The following is a 25,428-nucleotide window of genomic DNA, read 5'->3' as shown; positions in this document are numbered from 1 at the left end:
GCTATATCTGTAAGGGGCACACCGAACGGAGACACGTCATGGGGGTTCTATCCTGGGTCATTCTCGGGTTGATCGCCGGCGCTTTGGCCAAGTGGATTATGCCGGGCAGAGATCCCGGTGGCTGGATCGTCACTATGGTGATCGGCATCGTCGGTGCTTTTATCGGAGGCTGGCTCGGCGCTCTAGTTGGGTTTGGTGGCCCAGTGACGGGTTTCGGAATTGGCGACATAATAACGGCAACGGTTGGCGCGATCATTTTTCTTGCCATTTACCGTATGTTTAAAAGGCGTGGTAATTAGCCCGGTGTAGACGCTCCTGGCGACTAAATACAGGCGTCTGATTATGATATTTGCCCGTATGATCACAGCACCTTCACTGGGGCTGAACAGCACTGAATCAAGGGAATAAGGTGGGTGGTACAAGCCGTTCACCGGGAACTTTATGACACAACAAGAAAAGCTTTGGATCCTTGGGTGTGGTGACCTCGGAGCGAGACTGGCGCTGCATATAGACCGCAAGCAGTACGCGGTTTATGGGATGCGGCGCAACCCCCTGGTCGCCCTGGCGAGCAAGCGCCGGGCAGATGTGGTGAACTGGCGCCGGGGGGATGCCACCAAGAAAGAAGACCTTGAGCGCTTGTTGTCGACGGGGGCGGATGTCATCCTCGCGACATTTACCCCCACTGAACACACGCCCACTGGCTACCACCGCGCCTATGTGGAAACCGCCAGGGCAATCGCGGAGGTGGTTCCGCAGCTGCCGACCCCACCGCGCCTGGTTATCTGGGTCTCTTCCACTCGGGTCTACGGTCAGAGTGGAGACGACTTTATCGATGAGCAGACGCCGCCTCTGCCCAGTGGTTTTCAGGGGGACAGTTTGCTCGCGGCTGAGGAGATTATGCGCAGCGCTATTCCCAGCAGCTGCATTGTGCGCTTTGCGGGCATTTATGGCCCCGGTCGTGATCGCCTGCTGTCGCAAGTTCGCGCCGGTCGCTGCGCTCCACCTCAGCCGCCGCAGTACAGCAACCGCATCCATGTGGATGATTGCATCGGCTTCCTACTGCACCTGATCGATCGGCACAGACAGGGGCGCGGTCTGGAGCCACTCTATATTGGTGCCGATAGCCAACCTGTGCCGATGTACGAGTTGCAGCAGTGGCTGGTCAAGGCGATGGGCTATACCAGTGCCCACCTGCGCGAGATAGTGCAGACGAGCGAACGCCGCTCGAAGAAACTCAGCAACCAGCTGATGCTGGCCAGTGGCTACGAGCTGAAGTACCCGGACTACAAGGTGGGCTACAGCGCACTGCTGGAGTCGGAGGGCTGAATAAGCCCTCCGCTACTGCGGGCGCCTCGGCGAGACGTTTCAGGTCACCATAATCGCTTCGGCCTCAAACAAGGCTCCCCGCGGCAACTCCTTAACGACGACGGTTGCCCTGGCGGGGTAGGGCTCTTCGAAAAACTCTGCCATTATCTCATTTACAGCGGCAAAGTTGCTGCTGTCGGTAATGTAGAGATTGAGTTTCACAATATGCTGGAGCGATCCGTCAGAGGCCTCACAGACTGCGCTGAGGTTGCGAAAGACCTGGTGGACTTCATCGCTAAAACCTCCGCCAATCATCTGTTGTGTCTCTGGGTCCAGAGCGATTTGTCCCGACAGGTAAACAGTATTATCCACTTTTACTGCCTGGGAATAGGTACCAGCTGCGGCGGGTGCCCGGTCGGTTTTAATAACGGCTCGATTGGGCATGGGGTACTCCATTACTTATCAATATTGTTGAAAAGGAAGACCTATACGGAACTTCCGAATAATCCCTTACTTATTTGCGGGGCTTTCAGAAGCCAGTTAAATATATCGCGCTTTGCCGCTGAATGGCAGCTCCGCTTGAGGCGCCCCTGAGTTCGTCAGGGGCGGGCGATACGGATGACTGAGGGGAGGTTGCGCAGGCGCTTCATAACCCGGGCCAAATGCACGCGGCCGCTGACTTCCAGGGTCAGGGAGATCACGCTGTTGTGCGCATCTTTCTCATCCACGTTGATCTGTTCAATGCTGGCACCCTCTTCTGTGATACGGGTGGCCAGGCGGGCAATAATACCTCTCTCCGATTCGACCTCTACGCGCACATCGCCGAGGAACTCTCCGGTGACGTCCGGCGACCAGTTCACCAGCATAATATTTTCCGGGTGCTCGCGAAAATCACCGGTATTGCGGCAGGTATCCCGGTGTACCACCACGCCTTTGCCGGAGCTGATATGGCCGATAATGGTATCCCCGGGAATGGGGCGGCAACAGCGGGCGAAGCTGATCATCATGCCCTCTTGGGCATCGATGGTCAGCGGGGAAGAGATATTGCTGGTTTCGCTCTCTTCACTGGTGATCGGCGCGAGCAACTTGGCCGCAGAGAAGGCCACTTTGCTGCCCATGCCAATCTCTTCCAGCAGCTTGTCCAAAGTGGCGCACTTGGCCTCTTTGAGGCCCGCTGCCAGCTGCTCTGGGGTCAGGGCATCTAGGCTGGCGTCGAACTTGCTGAGCGCTTTTTCCAGCAGGCGCCGTCCCAGGGCAATAGAGTCGTGGTGACGCTGGTGCTTGAGGAAGTGGCGGATGGCACTGCGCGCTTTGGCGGTCACCACAAAATTGAGCCAGCTGGGATTCGGCTGGGCAGTTTTGCGGGTGAGAATCTCGACTTTTTGCCCGCTCTCCAGAGACTGGGACAAGGGGGCCAGGCGCTGGTTGATGCGCACGGCCACACAGGAATTGCCGATATCCGTGTGTACGGAGTAGGCGAAATCCACGGCGGTGGCACCGGCGGGGAGGTCGACGATCTGCCCCTTGGGAGTGAAGACATAAACTTCATCTGGGAACAGATCGATTTTTACGTTTTCAATAAACTCCAGCGAGTCGCCGGCGCGCTGTTGCATTTCCAGTAGGCCCTGGACCCAGCGCCGCGCGCGCACCTGGCTGGTGCCGCCGGTGTTGATCACCTCATCGCCGGAAGCCTTGTACAGCCAGTGCGCGGCAATGCCGCTGTTGGCCATCTCATCCATTTCCTTGGTGCGGATCTGAACTTCAATGGGCACCCCGTGCATACCCAGCAGTACCGTGTGCAGTGACTGGTAGCCATTGGACTTGGGGATAGCGACGTAATCTTTAAACTCGGAGATGACCGGTTTGTACAGGCTGTGCATAACGCCGAGCACCCGGTAACAGGTGTCCACACTGTCCACAATAATGCGGAAAGCGTAGACATCCATGATCTCCTTAAAGGATTTTTTCTTGGCGCGCATCTTCTGGTAGATGCTAAATAGGTGCTTCTCCCGGCCAATCACCAGGGAGCTGATGCCCTCCCGTTGCAGGCGCAGTTCTATGGCATTCTGGATTTGTTCCAGCAGCTCTTTGCGGTTGCCGCGCGCGGCGACCAGAGCGGCGCGCAGGCGACTGGCACGCAGCGGGTAGATGGCGAAAAAAGCGCGATCTTCAAATTCGATACGGACATCGTTCATACCCAGGCGATGGGCGATCGGCGCGTAGATCTCCAGGGTCTCGCGGGCGATACGGGCGCGCTTTTGCGGTTTCAGTGCGCCGAGGGTGCGCATGTTGTGCAGGCGGTCGGCCAGTTTGACCAGGATCACGCGGATATCGCGGGCCATGGCCAGCGCCATCTTCTGGAAGTTTTCCGCCTGCTTTTCCGCCGGGCTGTCGGTCTCGAACTGGGTGAGTTTGGAAACGCCATCGACCAGGTCGGCAACCTCTCCACCAAACTGCTCGGCCAGGGCCGCCTTGGGGATACCGGTGTCCTCGATTACATCGTGCAGCATGGCTGCCGCCAGGCTCTCGTGATCCATATGCATACCCGCGAGAATAGTGGCAACGGCCAGCGGGTGGGTGACATAGGGCTCGCCGGAACGGCGCTGCTGACCCTCGTGAGCCTGCTCCGCGTAGAAATAGGCGCGGCGGACTACTTGGATCTGGTCGGGGGGAAGGTATGAAGAGAGGCGGTGGGCCAGACTATCTATGGTGTGCAATGCCGCGCGCGCCTCTCGTAAAACTCACAAAATACTCAGTTAGAAACTCGGATCAGATTTCCTGATCTGACAGGTAGTTGGGGGCCGCCATGGCTGCAGGGGCCTCTTCGCGCTCCGGCTCGTCGAGGATCGCGGCATCCACCAGGCCCTCTTCGATTTCACGCAGGGCGATTACCGTAGGTTTGTCGTTCTCTTCGGGAACCAGCGGGTCCCTGCCGCCTGTAGCGATCTGACGGGCGCGCTTGCTGCCGACGATAACGAGCTCGAAGCGGTTGTCCACATGCTCAAGGCAATCTTCAACGGTAATACGTGCCATAAACTTTCGTTTCCATTTGCTGTGCCCGAAGGCAAATTCTGTACAGGGGACCGGCTATTTTACCGGACCGGGAAATGTATGCAATTCGATCAATTGGTTCAGTGGCGCAACAGTGCCTGAAGCAGCTCGCCGTGGCGCAGTTGTTGCACTGCCAGGCGCTGCCGCTGGGCTACGATAATGGCGCGCAGCTCCACCAGCGCCTGGTCGAAGTTGTCGTTGATCACCAGGTAATCCGCCTCGACATAGTGGGTCATTTCGTCGATAGCCTGATCCATACGGCGGTCAATTACCGCCTGGTCGTCCTGGCCGCGCCCGGTCAGGCGCTCGCGCAGCGCTTCCTGGGAGGGGGGCAAAATAAAGATACCCACCGCATCGGGGCGCAGGCGGCGGACTTGCTCGGCCCCCTGCCAGTCGATTTCCAGGATCACATCGCGGCCGCTGGCCAGGGTTTCCTCGATGTTGGCCTTGGCGGTGCCGTAGTAATTGTCGCCATAGACCTGGGCGTGCTCAAAAAATGCATCGCGCTCCAGCATGGCCAAAAACTCTTCTCGCTCGACAAAGTGGTAGTCGGTACCGTGAGTCTCACCCGGGCGCTTGGCGCGAGTGGTGTGGGAAACCGATACGGTCACTTGATCGTCGCTGTCTACCAGCGCTTTGACCAAGCTGGTTTTTCCTGCACCTGAGGGGGCGGAGACGGTGTAGAGGGTTCCTGTTTGCACAACTAATCCTGTTCGCGAGCAAAGGGCCTAGTATAACCGAAGCTTGTGCCACAAGATGGAATTGTGTCGTGAAGGGACAAGGCTAGCCCCCGGCCGGGTTGGGGGTATCTGTTGGGAGATTCAGGGCACCTTACCCACTGTGCACCTGAGCCCGGCCGGGATAGCCTCGCGGGAGTTTCTCAATCACCACCAGCTCGCTGTGATCGAGGGTTTCCCCCTGTTGCTAACTACTAACGAAGGTGACTCTATCCTCTTTGTGACGGATTGCCAACCACCACCAGATCAAAGCACTTCCAAGCAGATAGCAGATAAAAATCGGCACATAAGTACTATTTAGTAGGGGTATGGCGCCAATTAATGCCAGTAGTCGCAGACTCTCCATATATCTCAAGCTAGGATGACCATCCAGTATTCTTCCGTTGATGGCGAGGCAAATGATCAGTGTTACCACGGTGCCTATCAGTTGCCCGAAGCTCAATACGCTAGTGAACCACAGCAGTGATAGGGTTGCAGCGGTGTAACACAGGTGTTGCGCGAGGGCGTAGTAGCGCAGCCCCGGGCTAATCTCCGGGTCATAGGGCTTAAAGTTTGCGAGATTGGTGGAGGCTACCGGCATGGACTTTTCTACATCGGCGGGTCGGTAACCGGTGGCACGGAACCACAGGGTGAACTTGTCCCACCAGCTTTTGGTGTGCCAGGCATCGATAGCCAGGCGCTTTAAGTGCTGCAAATTGGCCGCTACGGGGTCAAAGGTATTCAGCGCTTTGCGCACACCGTAAATACAGGGCTCTTGCGCCAATTCTGGCTGGTAAGTACCGAATAAACGATCCCAAATAATGAGTATTCCGCCGTAGTTTTTGTTGATATAGCGGGGGTTCTGAGCGTGATGTACCCGGTGGTTGGAGGGGGTAATTACCCACCATTCCAGCCAGCGTATCTTGGGTATTTTTTGCGTGTGAACCCAGAATTGGTAAATCAAATCGATAGCTCCGGCGAGAATAACAATCTCCGCCGGCAAACCAATCAGGAGCAGTGGCAGATAAAAGATCCAGTCCAGCTGTAGCCCGCCGGAAGACTGGCGCAAAGCGGTACTCAGGTTGAAGTCTTCACTCTGGTGGTGGACCAGGTGTTCCGCCCAAAAGATATTCACTTCGTGGCAGATACGGTGCTTCCAGTAGTAGCAGAAGTCGTAGGCGAGCACCGCCAGGGCCAGGTGCCAGCCGTTGTCGATAGACCAATTGAAACCGACCAATTGATAGTAGGGTTGTAGCAGTGCAAATAGCGGGATATAGATAACGAGGAACAGGCTCTTATAGCTCAGGCCAATAATCCGGTTGAGAATCCCCGTGCTGAGGTTGCCGACAGCGTCATTTAGCCGGTAGAGGCCCCAGCCTTTCCAGCGGTCCAGGGCGAGTTCCATGAGTATGGCGATAAGAAAAAATGGAATGCAGAAAGTTAGCAGGTTCACAGAAGCCCCATATTTTTATTATTAAATAGCGTATCTGGTGGACTCTGCCACAGGGCTGCGGGGGCGAAAATGCCGGTGGAGCTTGGATTCTGAAATCAGTCAGTATTCGTGCAAGGCGCCTTGCAGGCACAGAGCTGCGGGCTCGAAAATGCCCGGCGCTAATTGCCGAGTTGGCAGGGGGGTAGCCGCTAGAGCGGTTGTCTCAGTGCGGTGTGGCGCATGCCGCTTTCTCGGGGGATAGTCTATCGACAAAAAGGCCGGCATATGCCGGCCTTTTTGCGCTCTCAGTTGCCCGATATTTACTCGGTAACTTCCGCTTCCAGAGTCACACCGGTGTAGGACTCGTAGGCGTGGATACCGATATACCAAGTACCGGAATCCGGGTTGCTAATGGTGCAGCTCTCGTCGTTGCCCGAGATATAGGGGCGACAGTCGTAGCGGCGCAGGTTGGGGTTGCTGCCGTGGCGCAGGTAGAGGTCTGCATCGCCGGAGCCGCCGGAGATTTCTACGGTCAGGCTGGAGGTGCCCGCCTCAATATCAATCGAGTATCTATCCCAGTTACCCTCGCTGCCGGACAGGTTGGTCGCCGTCCAGCTGCTATCACTGCCGCTATCGCTGTCATCACCGCTGTCATCGCTACTATCGTCACCGCTCGCCATGGCGACAGCCGCTGCCGCATCGACAATACCGGCGCCACAGTTGTTGCACGAGGAGGGGAAGCTGCGCGCGGTGCTGGTGAGGATCGACTCCACTTCATCCGGAGTTACGTCGGGGTCAACCGCATAAATCAGTGCGGCGGCGCCGGCGACATGGGGGGCGGCCATACTGGTGCCCTGGCTGTAGTAGTAGCTATCGCTGCCGGCGTCGGTAGAACCGTTGTTATAGGTGGAGAGGATGCCGTCGGGATCGTTGGCGTAGCTCTGTGCGCCACCCGGTGCGGCAACATCTACCACACTGCCGTAGTTGGAGTAGTAAGAGCGACCACCAGTGCGATCAGTGGCAGCAACGGTGATAACACCCTCACAGCTGGCCGGTGAGTATTGGCCCGCATTGGCACCACTGTTACCAGCGGCGACCACGACGGTGGCGCCGAGGCCGCGCGCAGTGTCGATAGCGCTCTGTGTGGTGGTGTCACAGCTACCGCTGCCGCCGAGGCTCAGGTTCAAGACCTGGGCAGGGTTTTCGTTGGTGGGCAGGCCGCTGACAGAACCACCGGCGCCCCAGATGATGCCGTCGGCAATATCCGAGGTGTAGCCACCGCAGCGTCCGAGTACGCGCACGGGCACGATCTTGGCCTCGTAGGCAACACCGGCAATCCCCATATTGTTGTTGGTAACCCCGGCGATGGTGCCGGCTACATGGGTGCCGTGCCAGCTGCTGTCGCTTTCGGAGGATTCGTCACAGGTACCGGCCTCATACCAATCACCTGGGTCGGTGGGATCGTCATCGCGTTCGTCTCCGTCCACAGAAACGAAAGTGTCAGAAATCATGTCGTAGCCGGGCAGGATATTGTCGATCAGATCGGCGTGGGGCAGGTATCCGGTATCGAGTACTGCGACGACGACGCCATCGCCCTGGGTGACGTCCCAGGCCTCAGGCAGGTTCAAGCCACCGGTGGACTCGTAGTAGTGCCACTGGTTGAGATAGCTGGGGTCGTTGGGCTCGGCCATCGCCTGCATGATCAGATCCGGTTCTGCGTATTCCACATCCGGGTCCTGCTTCAGGCGCTCGATAATCGCGTTGACTTCGCTTCTGTTTTTGCGACCCTCCAGGCGCATTACCTGGGCACCGGTGGCCATACGGCGCAGGTGGCGCATCTTGTGGCCGGCGCGGCGGGAAGCTTTTTCCACGGTTTCTGTGGCCATAGTGGCCGCTTTGCCAACCTTGGCGCTGTCTTTGTATTTTACGATGATGCGGTCAGTCAGCAGTGTGTTGTCGGCCTCTGCTGCGTGGGCAGCGAAGGGGGTTGCACACAGTAGCGACAATGCGCTCGCCAGAGTCGTCTTTTGCAAAAGACTTTTTAATGATGATTTCATTATTGTTATATCTCCGAGATATTTCTATATCCGGCTGCCAGTACTCTGGTCGGCCGGAGACTCCTGAATAACGCCGCTATGCCAAAATAAGTTTGATTTAGCGGATGGACCAAAAACGGGCTTGCTTGAAATTGACAAGCCAATTCAGTCAAAATTAGTACCGATATTTCTAATTGGTACGCATTTATGACGATCTTGAGATTGGTATCCTCAACTAAGACGCATAAAATTGTGTGGCTTTAGGCGCCAAATTGATTAATTTTGAGAAAAAATTTTATTAATGAGGGGCTATCCACAGCTGGGGTGTGTAGGGAGTCACAGGGAGAGAGTGCAAAATTTATACAAATATTTTTAAGTAAAGCTGTTTCCGAGTTGGGAGCGCTTGTAGGCCGAGAAGTAGCCCTGGGGTTTCCCCAGTCCGGCTTGCAAAGTTGTCGCGCAAACGGGAGTGGATACTGGCTTGGGGGTATCCCAGTGTGAGTGGGCACTACTGGGATTTGAGGTTCAATGCGAGTTAATAACAGCGGGGTTAGTGGGACTCGCTATAGCCGGGGCTCTTGGCCCAGAGTTTCGCTGCCAACAGGCCGAAGATAAAACCAAACAGGTGGGACTCCCAGGAAATATACCTGCCCTGGGGCAATACACCGAAGATAAGGCCTCCATAAAATATGGCCACCACAATGGATATGAGTAAACGGCTAAATTTTCTGCTGATAAACCCTGCGAGCAGTAAAAAGCCGAAGTAGCCATAAATGATTGAACTGGCCCCCAGGTGGTTGCCCCTGCCCCCCAAAAGCCAAACCGCCAGTCCGGTGGTGATTGCGATAGCCAGGGTCACCTTCAGGTAGGTATTTACCCCGTATTGCAGCACGAGAAAGCTGAAGATACACAGGGTGAATATGTTCGAAAAGAAGTGCCAGCTGCTGCCGTGAAGTAGTGGTGCGGAAAAAATATGCGGGAGGTGATTGAGTGAGCGGGGAACAATACCAAAATAATTGAGCGAGCGGCCGCTCAATAGATTGATAGTCTCAATCGCAGCCAGCACTAAAAAAATAGCACCGACCCACTTTAGATTTTGTCGCATAGATCTTCCTTACCGGGAAAGCGGTGGCCCCCTTTAAGCGGGGATCACTCGATATTTTGAACCTGCTCGCGCATCTGCTCGATCAACACTTTGAGTTCTACCGCAGCCTGGGTGGTATCGGTCACTACCGACTTGGAGGAGAGCGTGTTGGCTTCGCGGTTAAATTCCTGCATCAGGAAATCCAGCCGCCGGCCGATGGAGCCACCGCCGGCCAGGACTCGGCGGGTTTCAGCGGTGTGCGCACTGAGGCGGTCGAGCTCTTCATCCACGTCCGCTTTCTGGGCCAGCAGGACAATCTCCTGTTCGAGGCGGTCCTTATCCAGCTCTACTTGCAGCTCTTCCAGGCGGCTGCGCAGCTTGTCTCGCTGTGCATCGAGGATTTGTGGAAGCAGCGCGCGAACATTGGCCACTTGCTCTTCAATACCCTTGAGGCGGGCCTCGATAAACTTGGCCAGCTCAGCGCCCTCGCGTTCGCGGTTTGCACGCAGTTGCGCCAGCGCTTCGCGAAAAGCTGCCAATATCGTCGCTGACTGTTGATCGGTATCCGCTTCCGGTTCACTGATAACACCGGGCCACTGGAGGATTTGCAGGGGGTTGAGCGGCTGTAATTCTTCGCCGCTGGCCACTTGCTTGGCCGCTTGAATCAGGGCCTGGGCAAGGGGTTGGTTGATTTCCAGCCCGCTCTCCTCAGCGCTATTGGCTTTTAGGGTCAGGGTCAGTTCAATCTTGCCGCGCGACAGCGTTTTGCGCAGGGTATCGCGCAGCTGTGTTTCCAGAGGGCGAGCGGCTTCGGGCAGGCGGAAATGCGGTTCCAGGTAGCGGTGGTTGACCGAGCGCAGTTCCCAGATAGCCGTACCACTTGCGTAATTGGCCTCGGCGCGTCCAAAGGCTGTCATGCTGCGCACTTTGTTCGGTTCCCTTTGACTGGCCATAGCTGATCCCCTACAGGCGTATTAATCGGCCCGGCATAATAACACAGCGTTTGGATCGCCATACTGGGGTATATAATGCGGGCCTTTCATTCAATATTTGAGGTGGACTATGCAGCGTCCCAGTGGCCGCGCGCCGGCGCAATTGCGCCCGGTAAAAATTACCCGCAACTATACCCGTCATGCGGAGGGGTCTGTGCTGGTGGAGTTTGGCGATACCAAGGTTTTGTGTAATGCCTCGCTGTCCAGTGAAGTCCCACGTTTTTTGCGCGGCCAGGGCAGCGGCTGGATTACGGCGGAATACGGTATGCTGCCGCGCTCCACGGGTTCGCGTATGCCCCGGGAAGCGGCCAAGGGCAAGCAGGGCGGGCGCACTGTGGAAATTCAGCGTTTGATCGGGCGCTCTCTGCGCGCGGCGGTAGATTTGGAAAAACTGGGTGAGAACCAGATCACTATCGACTGCGATGTTATTCAGGCCGATGGCGGCACCCGGACTGCGGCGATTACGGGGGCCTGTGTGGCGCTGGTTGACGCCCTGCGCCATATGCAGCGGGAGAAAATTATTGCCGATGATCCGCTGAAAAATATGGTGGCGGCAGTGTCTGTGGGGATTTATCAAGGGGAGCCGCTACTGGACCTGGACTACCCGGAAGACAGCGCAGCGGATACCGATATGAATCTGGTGATGGCTGAAGATGGCGGCATGATCGAGGTGCAGGGCACTGCTGAGGGTGAGCCATTTACCGAGAAGCAGTTTGCGCAGATGTTGGGGCTGGGCAAGGCGGGTATCGACGAGTTGATCGCGCTGCAAAAGCGGGCACTGGCCGAGTAACGCAATCCGTATCCGGCCCTCTCCGCCGAGGAGTGGGCCGGAAGTGGGGGTGATTCAGACCTCGATCTCGTAGTCCATGATCACCGGCAGGTGGCTGGAGAATTTCACATTCTTGTTGATGGCGCCGTACTCGATACGATTTTTCAGGCCGTGTGAAACGATCTGCATATCGGTGCGCCAGCCGTCGCCCTCTCCGACAGTGCCGCTGGGCCACCAGCTAAATTCGTCGGTATCTTTCACGACGCGGCGAAAGGAGTCGACATAGCCAACATCGTTGAAGAGCTGCTCCAGCCAGCGCTGTTCGTGGCGCATAAAGCCGGGGGAGTCCTGGTGGTCCTGCCAGTTTTGTACGTCGGCGCGGCGGTGAGCCATGCCCCAGTTGCCACAGAAAATAAAGTCGCGGCGCTTGCGGCTGATTTTTAATAAGTGCGCCTGCATATCCTCAAAGAACTGGACTTTTTTCTCTAGCGATGCCTCGTCGGTGGCGACCGGCGCAAGCAGGGAGCCGATACTCAGGCGCTCGAAGTCCGCCTGTAAATAGCGGCCGTACATATCTTCACCATTGGCGAAACCCATTCCGAATATAATGGCTTTGGGCTGGCTGCGGGTGTAGATCGCCACACCGTTTTCATGGGGGGTTCCCGAGTCGAAGAAGTAACTGTAATAACCGTCGGGGTGGAAGATCGGGTGGTCCAGCTCTGGCTCGAGAGAGCGCAGGTCCTGAAGACAGATGATGTCTGCATCCTGCTCCGCCAACCAATCGTAGAGACCGCGTTGAGCGGCCTGATGAACGCCGTCTACCGACAAGCTCACTATTCGCATTATTAGCCCCTTACCAGCGGACTGTGTATCATTAGAAACATTATATGCATGCCTATCCCCGGGAATGCTACGGGGAGGTCTCCCTTCACCTTAGCCAATAGTTAACAATTTTCCATGCAGCAATATCAACGCGATTTTATCCAACTTGCCCTGGATCATCAGGTTTTGTGTTTCGGCGACTTCACCTTGAAGTCGGGCCGTCAAAGCCCTTATTTTTTCAATGCGGGTCGCTTTCACACCGGTGCCGCACTGGCAGCGCTGGGGCAGGCTTATGCCGAGGCGATCATCGCTTCGGGAGTGGAGTTCGATGTCATTTTTGGACCGGCCTACAAAGGTATCCCGCTGGGTGCGGTGACTGCTGTGGCTCTGGCCCAAAAGGGGATCGATAAGCCTTTCTGTTACAACCGAAAAGAAGCCAAGGATCACGGTGAAGGCGGAACCTTAGTGGGTGCGCCGCTTAATGGCAAGGTTTTGATTATCGATGATGTCATTACTGCAGGTACGGCCGTGCGCGAAGTGATGCAAATTATTGAATCTCACGGTGCAGAGGCAGCGGGAGTTGTGATCGGCCTCAACCGCCAGGAAAAGGCTAGCGAAGATTGTGAATTTTCCGCTATTCAACAGGTTGAGAGGCAGTACAATATCCCCGTGGTCGGCATCGTACAGTTAGACGATGTGATCAGCTTTCTCGAGCAGGAGTCGAAGGATAGCGAAACTCTGCAGAAAATTGTGGACTACCGACAGCGCTACGGTGTGGCAGGTCAATAAGTTTTGACCCCACTGGCCGTGGGCTGACTTATTCAGAGAGGAGAGCGATGCGAATCGCCCCTATAGCGCCGCTATTAATCAGTGCCCTTTTATTGCTGTCTGTTCAGGCATTCGGTAACACTGGCCGGGTTATGTATCGATATACCGATCACCAGGGTGTCCCGGTGATCAACGATACGATTCCGCCGGAATTTGTTCCGCAAGGCTACGAGATACTCACGCTTAGCGGCCGTGTAATCGAGGTGGTTGCACCACAGCTCAGCCCCGAAGAGTATCGGATTCAGCGCCAATTGGAGGCCCAGCGCGAAGCGGATCGCAAGCTGCTCAAACGCTATAACAGTATTGCGGATATTGAGAGTGCGCGCTCGCGCAAGCTGGCGATCGTCGAGCAGGATATGGCGATCATGCGCTCAAATATTGGCAGCCTGCGCCGTCAGATTTCTCAAGAGGAGGCCTCTGCGGCACGCACACAGCGGGGCGGTCGTGAGGTGTCCCCGGAATTGTTGCAACGGATTGCAGACTTGCAAAAAGAAATGGAAGTGCTGGAGGAGCGCCTCAGCCGGCGGGCGACTGAGGCGGGCACCATTAGCGATGATTTCGATAAGGCAGTAGCCCGTTATAGCGAGCTTACCTCTAAGACTTAGTCAGTCTCCCTGGCGGGCAGCGGCTAAGCCGTCCACCGGGAGATCACTTCTATCTGGCCGCAGCCACTGTCTCGCGGAAAAAACCAGCCGTTAATACCGGCCACTGTTCCGCCCAATATTCCGTAGGTTTACGCTTAAAACCGCTGCGCACGTACTGCACGATGCGACCCTCTGCACTGGCCAACAGTAGGTTGGCGGCACCGCCGAGGGGCAGGGTCGGGCGCAGGTGCTCGCGCAATTCGGCTTCGCGCAAGATCTGCCGGATTTGGGTTTCCAGGCGATCAAACAGCTGTAGGATGCGCCCGTGCAGCCTTTCCGTCTCACCGGTGAGGGCATCGCCTGTGAGCAGGCGGGTGATGCCGGGGTTGCGCTCACAGAAGGCCAGCAGGAGCTGCAGAATTTTCTGGCAGCGATTGAGCGCCGAGGGCTCTTCCTGCAGGATCATGGCGATACGGCTGAAGATAGTCTCCTCAATGAATTCGATCAGCCCTTCAAACATCTTGGATTTACTGGGGAAGTGACGGTATAGCGCGGCTTCTGAGAAGCCGACTTCCTTGGCCAGTGCTGCTGTTGTAATTCGTGCGCCGGGACTGACTTCCAGCATATGTGCCAGGGCTTCCAGAATTTGTTGACGCCGATTGATTTTTTCGCTGCTCATTGACTGCCTTTGGTCCGCTTGGGGGGCGGAATTTAGTTTTGCTCTTGTCGCCTTATTTTGACGGCGGCGGAATCCTACCGATTCGCCGGGCTGTCTTCAATTGCCAAGGGCCTAGTGGTCCACAGTTTGCGCTTCGTGGTTGGTAATCAAAGTACCTACGCCTCGATCGGTAAATATTTCGAGCAATATGGCGTGGGGCACACGGCCATCAATAATATGAGCAGAATTTACCCCGCCCTGTACGGCCTCCAGGGCACAGGCAATTTTTGGCAGCATGCCACCGTAGATGGTGCCATCTTGAATTAAACTCTCCACTTCATGAGTGCTAAGGCCGGTGAGGACTTCGCCGCTCTTATCCTGTAGCCCCGCGACATTGGTGAGCAACATCAGTTTTTCCGCTTTCAGCTCTTCGGCAATTTTTCCGGCGACGAGATCGGCGTTAATATTGTAAGAGAGGCCGTTGCCGTCGACCCCAATAGGCGCAATCACCGGGATAAAGTCGCTGTGCACCAGCATATTGATCACATCAATATTGACCTTTTCTACCTCGCCAACCTGGCCAATATCAATAATTTCAGAGGCGTGTAAGCCGGCGCTGTCATTTTTGCGGGCCAATTTGCGCGCTTTAATCAGCAGCCCATCCTTGCCGGTCACACCAACGGCGCGACCGCCATTTTTGTTAATCAGGTTGACGATTTGTTTGTTGACGGTGCCCCCTAAGACCATCTCTACAACATCCATAGTTTCGCTATCGGTGACTCTCATCCCATCGACAAAGCGGGACTCAATACTGAGTTTTTCCAGCAATTGGCCGATTTGAGGGCCGCCACCGTGCACCACCACCGGATTCATACCCACCAGCTTCATCAGGATAATGTCCCGGGCGAAACTGTTTTGTAGCTGCTCATCCACCATGGCGTTGCCACCGAACTTGACCACAATGGTTTTGCCCGTAAAGCGCTGAATATAGGGCAGCGCCTCATTGAGAACCTGGGCACTTTTCAGTGCGGCGTTTAGATCTAGGGACATGGGCAATTCCTTACACTGGGGACGAACAAGCGGGCTTGGGGTGCGGGCTTGAGTCGCCAAAGGTTTAAAACAAATGTGGTGGATGGTGCTCTTGGCAATACGGCCGCAGCCTGATGGCGACACCGGCTGTGCCGCCTTTTTATCTTAATCGAGCAGCTGCCAGTCGGGTACTGCAATTGCCGGCGCAATTTTTCTGAGCTGCCCCATCACCTCTGTGTGGATGCGCTCCAGGGCCTGCTCGTTTTCGGCCTCAAAGCGCAGGGTCAGCGCGCTAGTGGTATTGGAGGCGCGTATCAGCCCCCAGCCATCGGGGAACTCTATGCGCAGACCGTCGATAGTATTGATATCGGCGTTGGCAAAATTTCCCTTTTCGCGCAGCTGTTGTACCAGTGAGAATTTTTCCGCCTCCTCTACCGGGAGCAGGATCTCGGGGGTGCTGTGCATTTTCGGCAGGGTGTCGAGGAGCTCATCCAGGCTCTGTTCGCGCAGCGCCATGATTTCCAGCACCCGCGCAGCTGCGTAGATGCCATCGTCGAAGCCAAACCAGCGGTCTTTAATAAATATATGCCCCGACAGTTCGCCACCCAGGATCGCGTTAGTCTCCAGCATCTTGGCTTTCATCGGGGAGTGGCCGGTTTTCCACATAATGGGGCGACCCCCATATTGGCTGATGAGTTGGGATAAACTGCGGCTGCTTTTAACATCGAAGACAATATTTTCCCCGGGATTGCGCGCGAGGATATCCCGTGCCAGCAGCATAACCAGTTGATCGGCCCAGGCGATACGACCGCTGCTTGAAATCAGAGTGATACGGTCGCCGTCGCCATCCAAGGCCACGCCCAGGTCGGCGCCGCTCGCCTGCACCTTCTCGATCAGCGCCTGGAGATTTTCCGGCCTGGAAGGGTCCGGTGCGTGGTTGGGGAAGTTGCCATCCACCTCACAAAAGATAGGCGTTACCGCACAGCCCAGCTGTTCAAACAGGCGGGGTGCCAGGTTGGAGGTGGCGCCATTGCCGGCGTCGACAACCAGGTGTGGCTGACCGGCGAGGGCGATGTTGTTGAACACTTCATCGATATATTTATCGGTGATTTCCTGCTCGCGGTTAACACCTTTACCACTTTTAAACGGCCCCTTCTTCATTAACTGGTAGAGGCCCTGTAGCTTGTCCTCCGCCAGGGCGCGACCTTTCAGTACGATTTTGAAGCCGTTGTAGTCCGCTGGATTATGGCTTGCGGTAACAATGACGCCGCTGCTGGTATTTTTTCCTTTCGCACAGGCGTAATAGAGCAGCGGCGATGGAATCAGGCCGAGGTTGATCGAGTTGCAGCCACTGTCGAGGATACCTTCAAGCAGGCATTGGCTGAGCGCTTCGCTGCTATTGCGCCCATCCCGGCCAACGAGCAGCAGGTGTTCACCGGCATGCTGTCCCAGGGTGCCGAGTGCCCGACCCAGTTGGTAGGCGAAAGGTTCGTTGATTTCCCGTTCGGCGATTCCGCGAATATCGTAAGCGCGGAAAACGTGCTGGGGGTACTCCGCCTTGAGCGACAGATCGGACTTGTCGACTTTGCTTTCCGGCAAGTCTTCAGGGGGATTTTCCTTTGTTTCGCCTTCTGAACCTTCCGAATCAGAGCCTGAAATGCTCGGTGCCGAGGCCAAACTCTGTGGTAGAAAATTAGTGTCGGAAATCTGTGCGGCCCCCTCGTCCGAAGATTGCCGGTGTGGCCTGTTCAGCGCAGTACCGCTAGTTCTTTTGCCCCTCTCCCACGGCGCTCTGGCGTCGCGGGGCTGGAGTTTGAGCAGTACCAGCAGGCTTATCAGTATCCCAATACCGGCGCCGATATAAGCCCAGGAGGTGGGCAGGCTGTGCTGTTCGATAAAGCTGCTGGAGGGGCTGAAGTGCAGGCTTAGATAGCTGCCCGCAAGGCTCTCTACCGCGTTGTGGCCGCTGCCCTGGCCCGCGCGCCAAAGTGTTTGCCGGTGCGCGTCGGGAAACTTCTGCATCAGCTGAATTTGCCCACTGCTACTGCCCAGTTTTTTTAAGGTATTTTCCAGCACGGTAAAGGGCTGGGTAGCCAGTAGCTGCTCATTTTCCCGGTTGATAACACTGTGTAATTGCCAGGCATTCTCCGCACCTGTGCGCAGTATTTCCACCGGCTGCCCCGGTGTTGCGCGGCCGCGTTTTAACAGGTCGACCAGGGCATAATTCAGGGATGGGCTCTGCCCTGAGCCGACGTGAACCTGCTCGGAGGAAAAAGCTTGCAGGGATACCTGCTCGGCCAGTTTGGCCGTTTTAATCAGGGTTGTTGTGGGGAGCCTGCGCGATTCCAGAGCCTGTAGGCGGGCTGAATAGTCTGCGAGGTAGGATTGCACTACCTGGGCGAGTTCAGCCGTTTTTTTCTGGGAGGCCAGTTCAATCTGCGTGTGATTGTGCGGTATCACAAAGTGCTGAACGAATAGGTAGGCACAGCCCAGCCAGGCGACAAGAATTAATAGCGATGGTAAAAGTAACCTTTTTTGCATGGTACTGCCCGGTTTCTTTTTGTTGTTGGAGGCCACAGGTATCCCTATTTTGCGCGTAAAGATTGTTACACAGCCTTAGAGGCGATGAGCTCGATAAGTTGCCGGGCCAGCTCGGTCTTTAGTGCGGGAGCCAATCGGCTCTGGCCATCGGCATCTATCGCGGTGACCGCGTTGTGGTCGCTGTTAAACCCCGAATCCGGCTGACTTACATCATTGGCAATAATCATATCGAGGTTCTTGCGCTGGAGCTTGCTTTGGGCGTGGGCGAGAACCTGTTGGGTTTCAGCGGCAAAGCCCACGGTAAATGGCCGCAGCTCAGTTCGCGCGGCAATAGCGGCAACGATATCGGGGTTTTTGACCAGGGCAATGGCGGCATCATCTTGCCCGTCTTTCTTTTTGATTTTCTGTGTAGCGATTTGCGCGGGGCGGAAATCGGCAACGGCTGCGGCACTGATAAAGATATCGCACTGGTCGGCGGCACTTTGTGCGGCCTCATACATATCCTGGGCGCTGATAATATCGACGCGCTTGACCTTTGGCGGTGTATCCAGAGTGACGGGGCCGGCGATCAAGGTGACTTCGGCACCGGCATTTTGCGCCGCCGCAGCGAGGGCGAAGCCCATTTTGCCGGAGCTGTGATTGCTGAGGAATCTCACTGGATCAATGGCCTCCCGGGTGGGGCCGGCAGTGATGACGACTCTGCGCCCCAGCAGTGCGCGGCTTGTACCAAATAGGGCCTCGCTGTGCTCCGCCAGATTTTCCGCTTCCAACATACGGCCGGGGCCCACGTCGCCACAGGCCTGGCTGCCCGCGCCCGGGCCCCAGAATATAACGCCGCGATTTTTTAGGGTCTGTGCATTGGCGGCGGTGGCCGGGTGCCGCCACATGGCCTGGTTCATGGCCGGGGCCAGGGCCAGGGGGGCTTCACTGGCCAGGCAAAGAGTGGTCAGTAGGTCATCCGCCATACCGGCGGCCAGCTTTGCCATTAGCTGGGCACTGGCTGGCGCAATCAGGATAAGATCGGCCCATTTTGCCAGCTCGATATGGCCCATGGCGGCCTCTGCTGAAGGGTCCAACAAGTCTGTGTGCACCGGGTTGGCAGACAGTGCCTGAAAGGTCAGCGGCTGTATAAACTCCTGTGCCCCCGCACTCATTACCACCCGGACATCGGCACCGCGCTCTTTGAGCCGGCGAACCAGGTCGGCACTCTTATAGGCGGCAATTCCACCGCTGATACCTAAAAGTATGCGTTTGTCGGCCAGAGAGGACATAGATACAGTTTCCGATTGGGTGCGAGCCGGTAAGATTAGCATTTCTGTGTCGCTTCTTATAAGGCGGCGGCAGTGTTTCGCCGATGCAATATGGAAAAGATATTCAGTAGGGGTGCGACGGATAAGTTACTGACCAACTGGGTTGTCTATGAAAATAAAGGATTGGCCCGCAGGCGAGAGGCCTCGGGAAAAACTGTTGCAGCGAGGGGCTGAGTCCCTGTCGGATGCGGAACTTCTGGCCATTTTTCTGCGCGTGGGGCTGCCCGGCCTTTCGGCGGTGGATCTGGCCAGAAGGCTTCTCAACGACTTTGGCGGCTTGCGCCGCCTACTGGAGGCCGGGCGCGAGGACTTTTGCCGCGCCCGGGGGCTCGGCGATGCCAAGTTTGCCCAGTTGCAGGCGGCCCTGGAAATGGCCAAGCGGCACCTGGAGGAAACCCTGGAGCACGGCAGTGCCCTGTGCAGTCCCGCAGCAGTCAGGGATTACCTGGCCATCCAGCTCAGACATCGGCGCAGGGAGGTGTTCTGCTGTCTCTATCTGGACAGTCAACACCGGGTGATCGCATTTGAAGAGCTGTTTGAGGGGACACTGAATGCCGCGAATGTCTATCCGCGCGAGGTGGTACAGCAGGCGCTGCTGAAGGGGGCGGCGGCGGTTATTTTGGCGCACAACCACCCGTCTGGGGTCAGTGAGCCCAGTCAGGCGGATATCTGGATTACCGAGCGCCTGACCCAGGCGCTGGAGTTGGTGGACATCAAGGTTCTGGACCATTTGATCGTCGGCGAGGGCAAGGCGCTATCCTTTGCGGAGCGGGGTCTGATGTAAAGGCGTCGTTCTCGGCGTTGAAATGTTGTACAAAACTTGCTCCCTACGGGCTCTTTTGGTATAAAACGCCGCTCTTTGCGGCCGGGCCAGATTCTGCACAGGTTCCGCCGCCATCCAGGAACCGGATTAGAATCCCGATTTTTATGTTCCCGCACTACCTTTTCCTCTTCAGGATTGGCGCCATGCGGGCACAAGCGTTTTGAAGAGGCCAACAGATGTCCAAGGTATGTCAGGTAACCGGTAAGCGTCCGGTCACCGGAAACAATGTATCCCACGCTAAGAACCGCACCAAGCGTCGCTTTGTGCCGAACCTGCACAGCCACCGCTTCTGGGTTGAATCCGAGAAGCGTTTTGTGAAGCTGCGCGTTTCCGCGAAAGGCATGCGCGTTATCGATAAGAAAGGTATCGACGCTGTTCTGACTGAGCTGCGCGCCCGCGGCGAAAAAGTGTAACGGCTGTAGCCCAGCTAATAGATTGGAGATAGAGCAATGCGTGAGAAGATTCGTCTGAATTCCAGCGCCGGTACTGGTCACTTCTACACCACTACCAAAAACAAGCGCAACATGCCTGAGAAAATGGAGATCAAAAAGTACGATCCCGTTGTACGCAAGCATGTAATGTACAAGGAAGGCAAAATTAAGTAATTGCCGACCGCTAGTGTACAAAAAAGCCCGGTTTTTACCGGGCTTTTTTGTGCGTAGCGGAAATTGAACTGCCGCTTTACACAGGGTTATTGCAGACGATGCCAGAGCTTCCGGAAGTAGAGACCACCCTCAGAGGTCTACAGCCCCACCTGGAGGGGCATAAAATCCGCTCCGCTGAGGTGCGCCAGCATCAGCTGCGCTGGCCCGTGGAGGCAGACTTTGCCCGCCGTATTCGCAATGCCCGCATACTGAAGCTGGAGCGTCGGGCCAAGTACCTGCTGGTGCATACCGACAAAGGCTGTGCTATCTGGCACCTGGGGATGTCCGGCAGTCTGCGTATGGTTGAGGCCGCACTGGCGCCGGAAAAGCACGATCATATCGACTGGCGTCTGGATAGCGGTCTCATATTGCGCTACCGCGACCCGCGCCGCTTTGGCGCCCTGTTGTGGACGGTGGCGGACCCACTGGCCCACGACCTGCTTAGCCATCTGGGCCCCGAGCCCCTCTCGGCAGAGTTTAGCGGTGACTATTTGTTCGAGTCCTCGCGCAAGCGCAAGCAGTCGGTCAAAACCTTTATTATGGATGGCCGCATCGTTGTGGGAGTGGGGAATATTTACGCCAGTGAATCCCTATTTCTGGCGGGCATTCGCCCCGACCGGCAGGCCGGTTCTATATCTAAAGCCCGCTATCAGCGCCTGGCGGAATCCATAAAGCGGGTGCTGAGCCAGGCGATCGCCCAGGGCGGCACTACCTTGCGGGATTTTATCGGCGGCGATGGCAAGCCCGGTTATTTCGCCCAGCAGCTCAACGTCTATGGCCGTGCGGGCGAGCCCTGCCCCACTTGCGGCCGAGCGGTTCGCGATATGGTACTGGGGCAGAGAAACACCTTTTTCTGCTCCAGTTGCCAGCGTTAAACCATACTTTTTGAGTCGCTCCGGGCAATACTGATACTACCCTGTTGTCGATCAGGAGCACTCCCGTGGTCATGATGCTGCCTTTTCTTACGATTGCCCTATCGATCTGGGCTGTTTGGAAGGGGCGCCGCCGCCCTGCGATGGGCTGGTGGCTGTCGACCCTGCTGATCTATATCGCCTGGTGTAGCTATCATATGACGCGGGAACTCCCGCTGTCTTTTTAGGGACTGAACGGTGTTGATGGTGAGAAGGTTGGACAGCCTGGCGCTGTCGGCGGTGACCATAATCCTCTGGAGCGCGCTCACTATAGAGTGGGTATTGCACCAGCAACCCTGTCCCCTCTGCCTTTTGCAGCGAGTTGCTTTTGCCATGGCCGGCGTGGGGTTGATGCTGAACCTGCGCTTCGGGGTTCGAGCCGAGCACTACGGCGTCGTGGTTCTCTCGGCGCTCGCCGGTTTGGGCGCCGCTGTCAGGCAGATACTGCTACATATTTTGCCCGCCGCCGCCGGGTTTGGCAGCCCGCTATTTGGCCTGCACTTGTACACCTGGTCTGCGCTGGCTTTCTTTGCCCTGTTGATCTACTGCGGTATTGCCCTGATGCTCGGCTTAAAGCGGCGAAACTTTAGCCGTAGGGAACTCTCTTTGAGTGAGAAGTGTATTGCCCTGTTATTCTCTGTCGCAGTGTTGATAAATCTGCTTGGGGCTCTGATCGAGTGCGGTTTGGGCCCCTGCACCAGCGGGTCATTTGGCTATCACTGGTTGTAGTCTTGGGGCGGGTGATACAGGCTTGCTGTAGGGAAGAGGGGCTGATTTATAGGGGAGGCCCGGGGGGAGCCCCCCGGGTTGATAGGTGTTAACGCCCCTGGGCGCTGCCCTCGCGGCGGGTGTCGGCGCCCCCATACAATTTGTTATTTTGCAGGGCAATTGCGTGAATACCACTGTTGAGGCTGCGCTCGACAATCTCGTGGCCGCGAGCCTCAAGCTTCTCGATGGTCTCGGGGCTGAAAAAGCCAGGTTCCAACTCAACTTTACTGCCAATAGCACCAATATTTCCCGCAGCAATCGCCTCGGCAATGGGCATATTTAAGCCCAGATGGTAGAGAATTGTGCGCGCGGTGTAGTCGATAATACGAGAACCCCCGGGGGAGCCCACCAGAAGGCGCATACTGCCGTCTTTGTTGAAAACGATGGTAGGGGACATGGAGGAGCGCGGCCGTTTCCCCGCTTCAATGCGGTTGGCGACCCGCTCCCCGCTGCTGTTTTGCGGAGTAAATGAAAAATCGGTGAGCTGATTATTGAGCAGGAAGCCCTTCACCATCAGGCGCGAGCCGAAGCCTGTTTCAATACTGGTGGTCATACTGACACCATTGCCGTAGCGGTCGACAATCACTAAATGGCTGGTGTTGGGCAGCTCCGGCGATTGCGCCATCACCCGCTTTACCCCGAGTTCTACGGGGCTGCCGGGAATTGCCGCCGTGGCGGAATCCGGGTCGATCAACTGTGCGCGACGGGCCAAGTAGTCTTTGGAAACCAGTGGCTTGCTGGGCACGCGGACAAAGTCGGCATCAGCGGAGTAGGTGTTGCGATCGGCAAAGGCCAGCTCCGAAGCCTCAATAAACAAATGGGTGAGCAGGTCGCTGCCGGGCTCCAGGCGTTGCAGAGGGAACTGCTGCAACATGCCCAGGATGCCACCGACGGTGGTGCCGCCGGACGATGGGGCATCGGCACCGCACACGCGATACTCGAGGAACTCTGAACACAGGGGCTGGCGCTCTTTGGCGCGGTAGTCAGCCATATCTGCGAGGCTGAGAAGGCCGGGGTTGGCGCTGTCGTGGCGCACGGCCTTGACGATCGCCCGGGCAATATCACCGTGATAGAAGGCATCGGCGCCGCCCTGGGCAATGGCTTCCAGGGTTTCCGCATAGGCCGGGTTCTTCAAGTTGTGACCCACCGGCAGGGGCTTGCCATCACGGTTGAAGAAATAGCGGGCAATTTCCGGGCGCGCGGCCACTTTTGGCATACGCAGCAACAGCTGGTGGAGGCGCGGCGATATGGGAAAGCCGGATTTGGCCAGCTGGATTGCCGGCTGGAATAGCTGTGCCCAGGGCAGTTTACCATCGCGCTTGTGGGCCATTTCCAGCATGCGCACAACACCGGGAACTCCTACGGAATAGCCGCCGATCACCGCCTCAATAAATGAGCGCGGCTTGTCGTCGCGGATAAAGTAGTTTTCGTCGACCTGGAACGGCGCTGTCTCGCGCCCGTCGTAGTATTTGAGCTTTTCTGCGGTGGCGTCATAGCTGAGCATAAATGCCCCGCCGCCAATGCCGGACGACTGCGGCTCTACCAGTCCCAGCACCATCTGTGCGGCAATGGCCGCGTCCACAGCGCTGCCGCCCCGGGCGAGTATCTGCTCGGCGGCCCGGCTGGCGTGGGGGTTGGCAGTGACTGCCATATAGAAGTTGGCCGTTGAGGATTTGACCGCAGTGCGACCGGTATCGAACTCCGGTTGCGGCTCATCGGCAAAGGCGAAAGGGGGACTCAGAATCAGCGCAAAGGCGAAGAGAAGATGGCGCACGTAACACTCCGCAGATTGTGGATAAATCCGCTGGAGTGTATCAGAAAGAGTCCGATTCCGGCTTAACGAAATTTCTCTTGCAGAGCGCTCTGTACGGCGGTCGGAACAAACTTAGTCACATCGCCGTTGAGGGAGGCAATTTCGCGCACCAGAGAGGAGGAGATATAGGACAAGTGTTCTGCCGGTGTCAGGAACAGGCTTTCCATATTGGGCGCCAACTGGCGGTTCATATTGGCCAGCTGGAACTCGTATTCAAAGTCGGATACCGCGCGCAGGCCGCGCAGTACGCCGTAGGCATCTACTTGGCGCACCAGATCGGCGAGGAGTATATCGAATCCGATAACTTCAACATTGGGCAAGTGACCGAGAACCTGTTGGGATAGATCAACCCGCTCCTCTAGGGTGAACAGGGGGTTCTTGCGCGTGCTGGCAGCCACAGCCACGATAACGTGGTCAAACAGGCGACATGCGCGCTCCACCAAGTCCAAGTGGCCATTGGTGATGGGATCGAAGGTTCCGGGATAGACGACTTTTTTCATACGCCAGAGCTTAAATGCGGGTCGAATGGGATGCGAATGGTAAACAATTTACGGCTAAGGTCAAAACCGAATCTGCTTATTCGTTCCTAATTGGGGGCGTGGAACGGTGAAACAAGCGCATACATACCTGCCCGGCGCGCTTTTCTTTTTGTAGCTCCCAGCCGGGTAGGCCCGCGATTGCCGTGTCTCGCGGCGTTTCCACATAGACTAAAGCGTCTGGGGAGAGGTGCTCGGATAGGGCGCCCAGAGTTGCCTGCCAGAGATTGCCGGCGAAAGGGGGGTCGATAAATACCAGGTCGTATTGGTTCCCACGGTTTTCCAGGAACGCTTCCGCGCTACAGTTGTGGACCCTGGCTCCCCGGGCGTTTAACAGTTTCAATTGCTCTGTCAGGGTTCGGGCGGCACGGCTATTCAGCTCGACAAAATCCACCGAGGCCGCGCCCCGGGACAGGGCTTCCAGGCCCAGGGCCCCGGAACCGGCAAACAGGTCCAGGCAGCGGGCATCGGGCAGGTAAAACTGTAGCCAGTTAAACAGGACCTCCCGCAATCGATCGCCGGTAGGCCTCAATCCCTCCACTGGGGCAAACTGTAATTTGCGCCCGCGCCACTGTCCGCCAATGATGCGTAACTGTGAAAGGTTTTGTGGGCTCTGCTTTTGTGATGAATTTCTGGCCAAGGTAACTCTCTACTGGGGGCTTAGCGGTGCTAAGATTAGCGTCTTTCTGCAAGCGGTACATCCGGACATACGAATGATTTTTGACTTCCTGCGCAAAAAGAAGAAGCGCAAGCCCGAACAAAGTGAGCCCCAGCAA

General features: G+C 56.7%; 27 protein-coding genes. 11 read left to right on the top strand and 16 right to left on the bottom strand.

Going from position 1 to position 25,428, the window contains the following annotated elements; translation table 11 throughout:
- The first annotated feature begins 38 nt into the window (after window positions 1-38).
- Both ACJJIK_RS14880 and ACJJIK_RS14875 read left to right on the top strand, forming a co-directional pair.
- On the top strand, window positions 39-299 hold the full coding sequence (locus tag ACJJIK_RS14880; protein WP_444929058.1) for a GlsB/YeaQ/YmgE family stress response membrane protein: 261 nt from the start codon (window positions 39-41) through the stop codon (window positions 297-299).
- Between the two features lie 142 nt (window positions 300-441).
- The gene (locus tag ACJJIK_RS14875) at window positions 442-1,326 is read left to right on the top strand and encodes an NAD-dependent epimerase/dehydratase family protein (protein ID WP_444929057.1); all 885 of its coding nucleotides are present in this window, start codon (window positions 442-444) and stop codon (window positions 1,324-1,326) included.
- Window positions 1,327-1,365: 39 nt separating this feature from the next.
- On the opposite strand, the gene ACJJIK_RS14870 is transcribed toward ACJJIK_RS14875, so the two are convergent.
- The 8 genes from ACJJIK_RS14870 to ACJJIK_RS14835 form a co-directional block, all read right to left on the bottom strand.
- A complete protein-coding gene (locus ACJJIK_RS14870) occupies window positions 1,366-1,749 on the bottom strand; it encodes a Rid family detoxifying hydrolase (protein WP_413663831.1) in 384 nt (127 codons plus the stop codon).
- 155 nt (window positions 1,750-1,904) lie between these two features.
- Window positions 1,905-4,022: a bifunctional GTP diphosphokinase/guanosine-3',5'-bis pyrophosphate 3'-pyrophosphohydrolase gene (gene spoT / locus ACJJIK_RS14865; RefSeq protein WP_444929056.1), complete on the bottom strand. Its 2,118-nt coding sequence runs from the start codon at window positions 4,020-4,022 to the stop codon at window positions 1,905-1,907.
- Window positions 4,023-4,074: 52 nt separating this feature from the next.
- Window positions 4,075-4,338: a DNA-directed RNA polymerase subunit omega gene (gene rpoZ / locus ACJJIK_RS14860; protein ID WP_444918601.1), complete on the bottom strand. Its 264-nt coding sequence runs from the start codon at window positions 4,336-4,338 to the stop codon at window positions 4,075-4,077.
- A gap of 98 nt (window positions 4,339-4,436) precedes the next feature.
- Window positions 4,437-5,057 (bottom strand): guanylate kinase, encoded by a 621-nt coding sequence (gene gmk, locus ACJJIK_RS14855; RefSeq protein WP_444929055.1) that lies wholly within the window; start codon window positions 5,055-5,057, stop codon window positions 4,437-4,439.
- A gap of 223 nt (window positions 5,058-5,280) precedes the next feature.
- On the bottom strand, window positions 5,281-6,525 hold the full coding sequence (locus tag ACJJIK_RS14850; protein WP_444929054.1) for a sterol desaturase family protein: 1,245 nt from the start codon (window positions 6,523-6,525) through the stop codon (window positions 5,281-5,283).
- Between the two features lie 299 nt (window positions 6,526-6,824).
- Window positions 6,825-8,561 carry a S8 family peptidase gene (locus ACJJIK_RS14845; RefSeq protein ID WP_444929053.1) on the bottom strand — a complete coding sequence of 579 codons (1,737 nt, stop codon included), beginning with the start codon at window positions 8,559-8,561 and terminating at the stop codon, window positions 6,825-6,827.
- Window positions 8,562-9,090: 529 nt separating this feature from the next.
- The gene (locus tag ACJJIK_RS14840) at window positions 9,091-9,645 is read right to left on the bottom strand and encodes a rhomboid family intramembrane serine protease (protein WP_444929052.1); all 555 of its coding nucleotides are present in this window, start codon (window positions 9,643-9,645) and stop codon (window positions 9,091-9,093) included.
- A 44-nt stretch (window positions 9,646-9,689) separates the two neighbouring features.
- Window positions 9,690-10,577: a YicC/YloC family endoribonuclease gene (locus ACJJIK_RS14835; protein WP_444929051.1), complete on the bottom strand. Its 888-nt coding sequence runs from the start codon at window positions 10,575-10,577 to the stop codon at window positions 9,690-9,692.
- Between the two features lie 109 nt (window positions 10,578-10,686).
- On the opposite strand from ACJJIK_RS14835, the gene rph reads away from it, so the two are divergent.
- Complete coding sequence (gene rph, locus ACJJIK_RS14830; RefSeq protein WP_444929050.1) at window positions 10,687-11,406, top strand: ribonuclease PH; 720 nt, start codon at window positions 10,687-10,689, stop codon at window positions 11,404-11,406.
- A 54-nt stretch (window positions 11,407-11,460) separates the two neighbouring features.
- On the opposite strand, the gene ACJJIK_RS14825 is transcribed toward rph, so the two are convergent.
- Entirely contained in the window at window positions 11,461-12,228 is a 768-nt protein-coding gene (locus tag ACJJIK_RS14825) for an exodeoxyribonuclease III (protein WP_444929049.1), read from the bottom strand.
- 114 nt (window positions 12,229-12,342) lie between these two features.
- On the opposite strand from ACJJIK_RS14825, the gene pyrE reads away from it, so the two are divergent.
- Window positions 12,343-12,996, top strand: coding sequence for an orotate phosphoribosyltransferase (gene pyrE, locus ACJJIK_RS14820; RefSeq protein WP_444929048.1), 654 nt, complete (start codon window positions 12,343-12,345; stop codon window positions 12,994-12,996).
- Window positions 12,997-13,043: 47 nt separating this feature from the next.
- Window positions 13,044-13,640, top strand: a complete 597-nt coding sequence (locus tag ACJJIK_RS14815; protein ID WP_444929047.1) for a hypothetical protein — start codon at window positions 13,044-13,046, stop codon at window positions 13,638-13,640.
- Between the two features lie 49 nt (window positions 13,641-13,689).
- Here ACJJIK_RS14815 and slmA read toward each other — a convergent pair whose 3' ends face one another.
- From slmA to coaBC, 4 genes are all read right to left on the bottom strand, one after another.
- Window positions 13,690-14,298, bottom strand: a complete 609-nt coding sequence (gene slmA / locus ACJJIK_RS14810) for a nucleoid occlusion factor SlmA (protein ID WP_108735025.1) — start codon at window positions 14,296-14,298, stop codon at window positions 13,690-13,692.
- Window positions 14,299-14,409: 111 nt separating this feature from the next.
- Window positions 14,410-15,327, bottom strand: coding sequence for an acetylglutamate kinase (gene argB, locus ACJJIK_RS14805; protein ID WP_444929046.1), 918 nt, complete (start codon window positions 15,325-15,327; stop codon window positions 14,410-14,412).
- Between the two features lie 144 nt (window positions 15,328-15,471).
- On the bottom strand, window positions 15,472-17,847 hold the full coding sequence (locus tag ACJJIK_RS14800; protein ID WP_444943191.1) for a phosphomannomutase/phosphoglucomutase: 2,376 nt from the start codon (window positions 17,845-17,847) through the stop codon (window positions 15,472-15,474).
- A gap of 65 nt (window positions 17,848-17,912) precedes the next feature.
- On the bottom strand, window positions 17,913-19,118 hold the full coding sequence (gene coaBC / locus ACJJIK_RS14795) for a bifunctional phosphopantothenoylcysteine decarboxylase/phosphopantothenate--cysteine ligase CoaBC (RefSeq protein WP_444943190.1): 1,206 nt from the start codon (window positions 19,116-19,118) through the stop codon (window positions 17,913-17,915).
- A 148-nt stretch (window positions 19,119-19,266) separates the two neighbouring features.
- Between coaBC and radC the strand changes: the two genes are divergently transcribed.
- The 6 genes from radC to ACJJIK_RS14765 all read left to right on the top strand — a co-directional run bounded on the left by radC (window position 19,267) and on the right by ACJJIK_RS14765 (window position 22,264).
- Window positions 19,267-19,941, top strand: coding sequence for a RadC family protein (gene radC / locus ACJJIK_RS14790; RefSeq protein WP_444943189.1), 675 nt, complete (start codon window positions 19,267-19,269; stop codon window positions 19,939-19,941).
- A 215-nt stretch (window positions 19,942-20,156) separates the two neighbouring features.
- Entirely contained in the window at window positions 20,157-20,393 is a 237-nt protein-coding gene (gene rpmB, locus ACJJIK_RS14785; RefSeq protein WP_020413982.1) for a 50S ribosomal protein L28, read from the top strand.
- Between the two features lie 36 nt (window positions 20,394-20,429).
- A complete protein-coding gene (rpmG, locus tag ACJJIK_RS14780) occupies window positions 20,430-20,585 on the top strand; it encodes a 50S ribosomal protein L33 (protein ID WP_020413983.1) in 156 nt (51 codons plus the stop codon).
- Window positions 20,586-20,683: 98 nt separating this feature from the next.
- Window positions 20,684-21,499 carry a bifunctional DNA-formamidopyrimidine glycosylase/DNA-(apurinic or apyrimidinic site) lyase gene (gene mutM, locus ACJJIK_RS14775; protein WP_444929042.1) on the top strand — a complete coding sequence of 272 codons (816 nt, stop codon included), beginning with the start codon at window positions 20,684-20,686 and terminating at the stop codon, window positions 21,497-21,499.
- Between the two features lie 71 nt (window positions 21,500-21,570).
- Entirely contained in the window at window positions 21,571-21,723 is a 153-nt protein-coding gene (locus tag ACJJIK_RS14770) for a DUF5993 family protein (protein WP_444932358.1), read from the top strand.
- 19 nt (window positions 21,724-21,742) lie between these two features.
- Complete coding sequence (locus tag ACJJIK_RS14765) at window positions 21,743-22,264, top strand: disulfide bond formation protein B (RefSeq protein ID WP_444943188.1); 522 nt, start codon at window positions 21,743-21,745, stop codon at window positions 22,262-22,264.
- An 88-nt stretch (window positions 22,265-22,352) separates the two neighbouring features.
- Here the strand turns inward: ACJJIK_RS14765 and ggt are convergent, their stop codons facing one another.
- The 3 genes from ggt to rsmD all read right to left on the bottom strand — a co-directional run bounded on the left by ggt (window position 22,353) and on the right by rsmD (window position 25,292).
- Window positions 22,353-24,077 carry a gamma-glutamyltransferase gene (ggt, locus tag ACJJIK_RS14760; protein WP_444943187.1) on the bottom strand — a complete coding sequence of 575 codons (1,725 nt, stop codon included), beginning with the start codon at window positions 24,075-24,077 and terminating at the stop codon, window positions 22,353-22,355.
- Between the two features lie 62 nt (window positions 24,078-24,139).
- Entirely contained in the window at window positions 24,140-24,616 is a 477-nt protein-coding gene (coaD, locus tag ACJJIK_RS14755; RefSeq protein WP_444929039.1) for a pantetheine-phosphate adenylyltransferase, read from the bottom strand.
- A gap of 76 nt (window positions 24,617-24,692) precedes the next feature.
- Window positions 24,693-25,292: a 16S rRNA (guanine(966)-N(2))-methyltransferase RsmD gene (rsmD, locus tag ACJJIK_RS14750; protein ID WP_444943186.1), complete on the bottom strand. Its 600-nt coding sequence runs from the start codon at window positions 25,290-25,292 to the stop codon at window positions 24,693-24,695.
- Between the last annotated feature and the right edge of the window lie 136 nt (window positions 25,293-25,428).

The sequence above is a fragment of the Microbulbifer regidiadema (SeqCode) genome, from assembly GCF_052466995.1.
Note: the sequence above shows the minus strand (reverse complement) of the source record. Positions and strands in the feature narration are given on the sequence as shown.